Here is a 7,938-nt window from a genome sequence, read left to right as displayed (position 1 = left end):
TTTTTTAATGCAGCATGAGGTGCCATAGGTATAGTGCCCCAGACGCCTGAACCTCCTTTTATAATTTTATCCGATAAATAGTTGATATTTTTGTCATTCATTGAATATTTTTTGGAAATATCCAAAAAAGAGGGTCCAATTACTTTTTTATCAATTTTGTGACAAGTGGCACAATCTTGTTTCTTCATTATTAACTCTCCTTCAGAAGCTTGAATATCTTCTTTACCACTATATCCTGTTGGAACTGATTCATAATTCGAGAAAGAACTCAAAGCTCCTAGAGCTATTATTGCAGCTAAAATTTTAATTTTCATATTGTATTAATTAAACAATTTATATTCCTAAATTTTTTCTATTAAGCTGTGAGTTTGTTTCAACAGCAGCAAAATCATCAAAAGCTTTATCAGTGACTTTGATAATATGTTTTTTTATAAATTCAGCTCCCTCACGAGCGCCATCTTCTTGATTTTTTAAACAACATTCCCATTCCATCACTGCCCAACCTTTATAATCATATTGTGCTAATTTGCTAAAAATGGTTTTAAAATCAATTTGACCATCACCAGGCGAACGATAACGACCTGCACGATTTAGCCAACTTTGATATCCACCAAAAGTTCCTTGTTTTCCCGTTGGATTAAACTCGGCATCCTTCACGTGAAAAGCTTTGATTCGTTCATGATAAAAATCGATGTATTGAATATAATCCAATTGTTGAAGAACAAAATGTGAAGGGTCATACAAAATACAAGCGCGTTCGTGATTGTTTACTGCTTTGAGAAACATTTCGTAGGTTTCACCATCAAATAAATCTTCACCGGGATGGATTTCATAACAAACATCCACACCATTTTTATCAAATTCATTAAGGATTGGCATCCAGCGTTTAGCCAGTTCTTTGAAACCATCTTCAATTAAACCAGGTGGACGTTGAGGCCAGGGATGAAAATATTGCCACAATAACGAACCGCTGAAAGTAGCATGCGCATTTAAACCTAAATTCTGAGAAGCTTTTGCTGCATAATGTAATTGTTGCACCGCCCATTCTTGTCTTGCTTTCGGATTACCTCGTAAAGCCTGCGGAGCAAATCCATCGAAAAAATCATCGTAGGCGGGATGAACGGCAACCAACTGACCTTGTAAATGCGTAGAAAGTTCAGAAATTTTTAAGCCATAAGATTCTACAATCCCTGTAAGTTCATCAGCATAGGTTTTGCTTTCAGCCGCTTTTTGCAAATCAATAAAGCGGGAATCCAGAGTCGGTATTTGTATTCCTTTAAAATCCAGATTGGATGCCCATTGGCAAATTCCTTCCAAAGAATTAAAAGGAGCTTCATCAGAAATAAATTGTGCCAAAAAAACGGCTGGTCCTTGCATTGTGGTCATTTAATTCGATTTAAATTTTAAATTCAGTCCATTTTTGAGTTGATTTTCCTGAAGCAATTACATTTTCTATAAAAGCCATTCCTCGAACACCATCTTTTACTGTTGGAAAATCAAGCATACTTGCCGTTGGTTCTTTCTCTTCTAATTTTGATTGTAAAGTCAAAGCAAAGTTTTTGTATAAATTCCCAAACGCTTCCAAATATCCTTCTGGATGTCCGCTTGGAATTCTAGTATTGAAAGCTGCTATCTGTGATAAATATCCGTTTCCGGTACGATACAATTGAGTAGGGGAGTCTAGCCATTTTACAGTCAAAGTGTTTGGTTCCATTTGATGCCATTCTAAGCCTCCCTTTTCACCATACACTTTAATTTTTAAACTATTTTCTTCACCAGCCGCAATTTGACTGGCAACCAAAATTCCATTGGCTCCATTGTCAAATTTAAGCAATACGTTTCCGTCATCATCCAATCTCCTATTTGCAACGACAGTATTAATATCAGCACAAAGTTGTGTGATTTTTAATCCTGAAATGTATTCTGCTAAATGTGCCGCATGAGTTCCAATGTCTCCCATACAACCACTAATTCCACTTTTTGATGGATCTGTTCTCCAAGCCGCTTGTTTGTTTCCACCAGTTTCAAATTGAGTGCTCAACCAGCCTTGAGGATATTCTACCATTATTTTTCGAATGGTTCCAAAATCATTCTCAGCTATCATCCTACGGGCTTGTTTTACCATCGGATAACCGGCGTAAGTATGTGTCAAGCACAAATAAAGTCCAGTTTCTGTAACTTTTTGTTCCAGTAATTTTGCCTCAGCCAAAGTCAAAGTCATTGGCTTGTCCAAAACAACATGAAAACCATTTTCCAATGCTAACATAGCAGGAGCAAAGTGGGCATGATTTGGAGTAACTATCGAAACAAAATCCATTCTCTCATTTGGAGGTAATTTTACTTCTGTTTCAATCATTTGAACATAGGACTCATAACATTTATCTTCTGCCAAACCTAATTCTTTACCAGATTCAAGAGATAACTCAGGATTGGAACTAAATGCTCCACAATGCAATTCGATTAAACCATCCATGTTGGCGGCAATGCGGTGAACTGCTCCGATAAAAGCATTTTTGCCACCGCCAATCATTCCCATTTTTAATTTTCTCATAATTGAATAATCCTAATCTAGATATTTTTTTTCTTTAATTCTTTTACAGCATAATCACAAGCCCTGGCAGTCAGAGCCATGAATGTTAATGACGGATTTTGACAAGCAATAGAAGGCATACAAGAACCATCGGTAACAAATACATTACTCACTTCGTGCATTTGATTCCATTTGTTTAATACTGATTCTTTAGGATCATTCCCCATACGGGCAGTCCCCATTTCGTGAATAGCCATTCCAGGAAAACAACCATTATCATAGGTTTTTACGTTTTTCATGCCTGCAGCTTCCAGCATTTCAGCAGCATCATACATCATATCCTCACGCATTTTCGCTTCATTCTCTTTGTATTCGCAGTCAATTGCCAGTACGGGTTGTCCCCATTTATCTTTTTTAGAATGATCGATATACACTTTATTTTCATAGTAAGGAAGCATTTCTCCAAAACCTCCTAATCCCATTGTCCATGAGTCAGCTGGTCTTGACATTGTTTCTTTGAAATCACCACCAAAGGCTAATTCGGCAACTTCTTTATGCCAATTACCTCTACTGGCTCCACCTTGATATCCAAAACCACGCAAATAATCGCGTTTGTCATTATTAAAATTTTGGTATCTTGGAATATAGATACCATTCGCTCTTCGTCCATAAGTATATTTGTCTTCAAAACCTTCAGCGCTTCCTTCAGCACCACATCTAAAGTGATGATCCATTAAATTATGTCCCAAATGTCCACTACCATTACCCAAACCATTCGGGTGAGCTTCGGAAGTTGAATTCAATAAAATAAAGGTTGATCCCAAAGTCGATCCATTTACAAAAACAATTTTTGCATAAAACTCCATAGTTTCATTCGTCTGGGCATCAATAACCATTACTCCTTTGGCTTTTTTGGTGTCTTTGTCATAAATTATATGATTAACAATCGAGTAGGGACGGACTGTTAATCTTTTAGTGGCCATAGCGGCCGGTAAAGTCGAAGACTGTGTACTGAAATAGGCTCCAAATGGACAGCCTCTACTGCATAAATTTCTATATTGACAACTGCCTCTCCCTAAATGAGGTTGAGTAAGATTTGCAGTTCGCCCAATTGTCATAATTCTAGATTTATTATAATGCTTTTCAATACGTTCTTTTACTGATTTTTCAACGCAATTCATATCCATGGGAGGTAAAAATTGACCGTCTGGGAGCAAAGGCCAATTTTCATTTTGGCCGCTTATTCCAGCAAATTTTTCTGCATAATCATACCAAGGGGCAATATCTTTATATCGAATTGGCCAATCATTACCATGACCATCCTTGGCGTTATCTTCAAAATTGTGATCACTTAAACGGTAACTTTGACGACCCCACATTAGGGACTTACCTCCAACATGAAAACCTCTGTACCAATCAAAACGCTTATCTTCGGTATAAGGACATTCTAAGTCGTTTACCCACCAGCTTTCATTAGCTTGGCTATATGGATAATCTCTAGTTTGCACAGGATGTGTTCTCTTTTGTTCTTCTGTCATTTTTCCGGCATATGGTATTTCCCAAGGAGCTTTCATAGCCGAATCATAATCTTTAATATGCTCGATGTTCATACCGCGTTCTAACATCAGGACTTTCAATCCTTTTTCAGTTAATTCTTTGGCTGCCCAACCTCCACTTATTCCTGAACCTATAACAATTGCGTCATAAGTATTTTGCTTCTTTAGATCAGTATTTATATTCACGAGTTTCTTTTTAGTAATTAATAAAATTTAGTTGCAAGTACTTTCGCATTATGTAGCCCAAGCTTTCTGACCGGGTTTGTATTCTGCACTACCGTCATATTTTCCTGGTATAGGCAAATATTCTCTGGCCATTGTACAACCAATTTCTGAAGAAAAATAACCTAATATGGTTAAATCTCTAGCAATCATAAAGAAAGAAGGTTCTTTATTGCTATCGATAGCCTGTTGCTTCAATTCATTCATAAGCTGAATCTTTTCTTCACTATTGAGACTCAAGAATTCTTTGTTGAATTTAGCTTTGCATTTGGCTAACATATCTTCAAATCCATTTTTAAAGACTTCTTGCAATTTTGGGGGATAACAATCTTTTATAACTAATGGAATGAAAGCTCCAACCCCAGCAGCTTTTGCTCCGGGAGAATTTTCGGTAGTTGGTAAAATAATTTCTGAAAATTCAGCCAAAATTTCTTCATCCGTAGCTGAAAAGAAATAGGTATTCTTTTCGGGATCATAAACTGTAAAACTTTCAAACAAAACCCCCATTGTTGTGGCAGAAATTGCTCCACCCATCAAATAAGCAATCTTTTTTAGTGCCTCTCGTCTTTCCATTTGCGAAATATTAAAAATATCATGAAATAATTACCAATAATACAATTATCAATACATTACAATAATAAGTAAAAAACAGACATATTTATCACAAATACGTTAATTAAATAAAATAAATTAATAATTCATAATATTAAATCGTTTTAGCAAATAATATTTAAAAAAATATAGCAACAAACTATAAGAAGTAAGAAAAAATGCAAAATTTTAAGAATGTGATTTTAAGAAAAACATGAAAACAAAAGAGTTAGAAGTTTATTTATTACATAAAAACCTTACTAAATATATTTTTTACAATCAAAAAACATATTTCATTGCGTTAAAAACACACAATAACTAAGTTGATTAATTCTCTTTATCAAACAACTGAACTTGACTTTTCAATCTTTCGATTAATAAATTCATCATCCTTTTGTTCAGACTGGAAGAATTCTGAATATATAGTGCATATTCATCAGTCGTAAACAATGCGATAATCATTCCCTTTAAGGCATTTCGGAACTTGATATCTTTTTGAATTGCATTTTCTATAATAGACAATTTGTTTTCGACTGATTTGGTGTAAAAGTCTCTTTTGTATTTACTTATGTAATTTAAAAAAGATGCGATAAACAAATCGTTTTGCAGTTGCAAAATAGGCCTAAGCACCTCATTTTGAAACAACTCATCTGAAGACGACTGATTATTCACATTTCCTAATGATTCTCCTCGAATTTCTTTGATTAATTTATCTCTCTGATTCATCTTTTTTTCTTTAAAAATATAAAAATTACTGTTAGCAATGTCTTATTTTAGCATTATTAAATTAAAAAATATGCGATTTCATACTAGAAAATGGGTAAAACCAGAAGATTTAAACCCCAATGGGACATTATTTGGTGGAAAATTATTGGCTTGGATTGACGAAGAGCTGGCTTTGTATACCATTATTCAATTAGAAAACTCCAGAATCGTTACCAAACACATGTCTGAAATCAATTTTAGAAGTTCAGCTAGACAAGGTGATATAATCGAAATTGGAATTGATGTTGTAAAATTTGGACGTAGTTCGATTGAATTAATATGTGAAGCACGAAATATGATGACACGCGAAACAATCATTACTATAGACAGCACAACAATGGTAAATCTAGGAGATGATGGTAAACCAAAAGCACACGGGAAAACTGAAATTGAGTATGTAAAAGATAGGATTGGTTAATGAGAGATACCAAGGCACTAAGATTTTGAGCGGCTAAGATTTTATTTCTTAAATTTCTGAATTCGCAAATCGATTAAGAATTTCCATAGCTTTATCGGTATCATTTATACCTACAAAAATATGGTCATGATAAAATGCTGCAACCACATTACAACTAATTCCTTCTTGCGATAATGCTTTAGAAAATGCTGCAGTTAATCCAACTGCTTCTAGTGATGAATGAACCGTTAAAGTAATCCATGAGGCTACAAATGAGTATTCAAGTTTAAGGCTGTCTGCCATTTCTTTTTTGATTATCACTGTAAATCCTTCCTGCTCTCTGAAAAACATGATGATATCACTGCTGTTCACGGTAGTGATATCATTTATTACACAAAAAACATAATCTCCTTCATTCAGTGAAGGATTCATTGTTCTAAGCAATTTTTCTAAATTGTTTTCTCCTTTTTCTCCTTCCATTGTATTTAAGGCTTTACCATATTTTCGGAAGGCATTACAAAAATTTCCAAATCAAAGTAGGAAATCGAAGCAATGATATGGTCAAATATATCCGATTGGATGTATTCGTAATTCTCAAAACGTTTGTCTTTAGAAAAAGCATAAATTTCAAGAGGAACACCATAAGGCGTAGGTTGTAGTTGTCGGCAAAGCATCAACATATCCTTATTTAATCCTGGGTATTGATGTAGATATTGGGTAATGTATTTTCGAAACAAACCTAAATTGGTCAAGTTACGACCATTTATAGCCAAGCTTTTATCAATTTTATGTCCGCGATTATAGTTGTCAATTTCTGTTTTTCGGGCATCAATATAGGTGCTTAAAAGATCTATTTTCTTTAAATCAATGAGTTCATTATCTTCCAGAAACCGGATACTATTTGCTTTAATAATAATATGTCTCTTAATTCGTCTTCCGTCTGAATTTAGCATTCCCCTCCAGTTTTGAAAAGAGTCAGAACTCAAACTATAGGTTGGAATTGTAGTTGTGGTATTGTCAAAATTTCGAACTTTCACCGTAGCCAGATTGATTTCGATTACATCTCCATCGGCACCATAACGATCCATAGTAATCCAGTCACCAATACGCACCATATCGTTTATTGCAACCTGGACACTTGCCACAAAACCAAGTATTGTATCCCTAAAAATCAAGATGATTACTGCCGAAACAGCTCCCAAAATGGTCAACAATTCCTTTTGGTCAATATCAAATAGTTTTGAAATAATCAGCGCAATTCCAAACATCCACAACACAATCATAATAACCTGAATGAAACTATCAATAGGTTTGTCACTGTAACGTGGAATCAATTTTAAATAATCGCGTAAGGAATTAAAAATGGTTCGGATAATCCACAAAATCAGCAAAACGATATAAACGCCCACTGTTTTACCAAAGATGCTTTCCCAGTATTCAAACTTATCCAAAATCACTGGAACAGATCTAAACACAAAAAACAACGGAACCAAATAAGCGATATACTTAGCCGTTTTATTGGTTACCAATAAATCATCAAATTTGGTTTTGGTTCTTTGGGCGACAAGGGCCATGATGGTTACCAATATAAATCGGAAAACCACATACAAGGTATAAGCCAAAAAACAAAGCAAAATAGTATTGAAAAACAAACTCAAATAAGTGGACACACTTCTGCTCATTCCCCAATCTCTGAAAATAGGGTAGAGAAAACTAAAAATGGAATGAATGAGTTTGTTCATATTTTATTTTTTAAGTGATTAGTGAATAGCTGTTAATAATTAGTATTCAAAAACTAATTACTGTTCACTAATTACTAAGAGCTAGAAATTTTACAAATATTTTTTCTCCATATAAAAAGTTCCAAACGGCAATAA

Annotated in this window: 9 protein-coding genes; 1 reads left to right on the top strand and 8 read right to left on the bottom strand. The window is 34.5% G+C overall.

The window, feature by feature from the left end; translation table 11 throughout:
• From VFS71_RS13760 to VFS71_RS13735, 6 genes are all read right to left on the bottom strand, one after another.
• Positions 1 to 314 (bottom strand): c-type cytochrome (locus VFS71_RS13760; protein WP_326401915.1); only part of this gene is annotated, 314 nt, incomplete at its 3' end.
• A gap of 19 nt (positions 315 to 333) precedes the next feature.
• Complete coding sequence (locus VFS71_RS13755; protein WP_326401913.1) at positions 334 to 1,386, bottom strand: sugar phosphate isomerase/epimerase; 1,053 nt, start codon at positions 1,384 to 1,386, stop codon at positions 334 to 336.
• A gap of 10 nt (positions 1,387 to 1,396) precedes the next feature.
• Positions 1,397 to 2,551: a Gfo/Idh/MocA family oxidoreductase gene (locus VFS71_RS13750; protein WP_326401911.1), complete on the bottom strand. Its 1,155-nt coding sequence runs from the start codon at positions 2,549 to 2,551 to the stop codon at positions 1,397 to 1,399.
• A 17-nt stretch (positions 2,552 to 2,568) separates the two neighbouring features.
• Entirely contained in the window at positions 2,569 to 4,272 is a 1,704-nt protein-coding gene (locus VFS71_RS13745) for a GMC family oxidoreductase (RefSeq protein ID WP_326401910.1), read from the bottom strand.
• Positions 4,273 to 4,320: 48 nt separating this feature from the next.
• Positions 4,321 to 4,881, bottom strand: coding sequence for a gluconate 2-dehydrogenase subunit 3 family protein (locus VFS71_RS13740; RefSeq protein WP_326401909.1), 561 nt, complete (start codon positions 4,879 to 4,881; stop codon positions 4,321 to 4,323).
• A gap of 345 nt (positions 4,882 to 5,226) precedes the next feature.
• Positions 5,227 to 5,625, bottom strand: a complete 399-nt coding sequence (locus VFS71_RS13735) for a glyoxalase (protein WP_326401908.1) — start codon at positions 5,623 to 5,625, stop codon at positions 5,227 to 5,229.
• 70 nt (positions 5,626 to 5,695) lie between these two features.
• On the opposite strand from VFS71_RS13735, the gene VFS71_RS13730 reads away from it, so the two are divergent.
• Positions 5,696 to 6,082, top strand: a complete 387-nt coding sequence (locus VFS71_RS13730; protein ID WP_326401907.1) for an acyl-CoA thioesterase — start codon at positions 5,696 to 5,698, stop codon at positions 6,080 to 6,082.
• A 48-nt stretch (positions 6,083 to 6,130) separates the two neighbouring features.
• Here VFS71_RS13730 and VFS71_RS13725 read toward each other — a convergent pair whose 3' ends face one another.
• Together VFS71_RS13725 and VFS71_RS13720 are read right to left on the bottom strand one after the other, a co-directional pair.
• Positions 6,131 to 6,541 carry an ACT domain-containing protein gene (locus tag VFS71_RS13725; RefSeq protein ID WP_326401906.1) on the bottom strand — a complete coding sequence of 137 codons (411 nt, stop codon included), beginning with the start codon at positions 6,539 to 6,541 and terminating at the stop codon, positions 6,131 to 6,133.
• Between the two features lie 5 nt (positions 6,542 to 6,546).
• On the bottom strand, positions 6,547 to 7,803 hold the full coding sequence (locus VFS71_RS13720; protein ID WP_326401904.1) for a mechanosensitive ion channel family protein: 1,257 nt from the start codon (positions 7,801 to 7,803) through the stop codon (positions 6,547 to 6,549).
• Positions 7,804 to 7,938 lie beyond the last annotated feature (135 nt).

The organism is Flavobacterium sp., from assembly GCF_035760125.1.
GTDB lineage: Bacteria > Bacteroidota > Bacteroidia > Flavobacteriales > Flavobacteriaceae > Flavobacterium.
The sequence above is the reverse complement of the archived record's forward strand: the minus strand, read 5'-3'. Positions and strand labels throughout refer to the sequence as shown.

Bases quoted from the DNA above. Each gene is read 5' to 3' on its own strand.
- VFS71_RS13755 (WP_326401913.1), bottom strand. From the start codon at position 1,386: ATGACCACAATGCAAGGACCAGCCGTTTTTTTGGCACAATTTATTTCT.
- VFS71_RS13750 (WP_326401911.1), bottom strand. From the start codon at position 2,551: ATGAGAAAATTAAAAATGGGAATGATTGGCGGTGGCAAAAATGCTTTT.
- VFS71_RS13740 (WP_326401909.1), bottom strand. From the start codon at position 4,881: ATGGAAAGACGAGAGGCACTAAAAAAGATTGCTTATTTGATGGGTGGA.
- VFS71_RS13735 (WP_326401908.1), bottom strand. From the start codon at position 5,625: ATGAATCAGAGAGATAAATTAATCAAAGAAATTCGAGGAGAATCATTA.
- VFS71_RS13730 (WP_326401907.1), top strand. From the start codon at position 5,696: ATGCGATTTCATACTAGAAAATGGGTAAAACCAGAAGATTTAAACCCC.
- VFS71_RS13725 (WP_326401906.1), bottom strand. From the start codon at position 6,541: ATGGAAGGAGAAAAAGGAGAAAACAATTTAGAAAAATTGCTTAGAACA.
- VFS71_RS13720 (WP_326401904.1), bottom strand. From the start codon at position 7,803: ATGAACAAACTCATTCATTCCATTTTTAGTTTTCTCTACCCTATTTTC.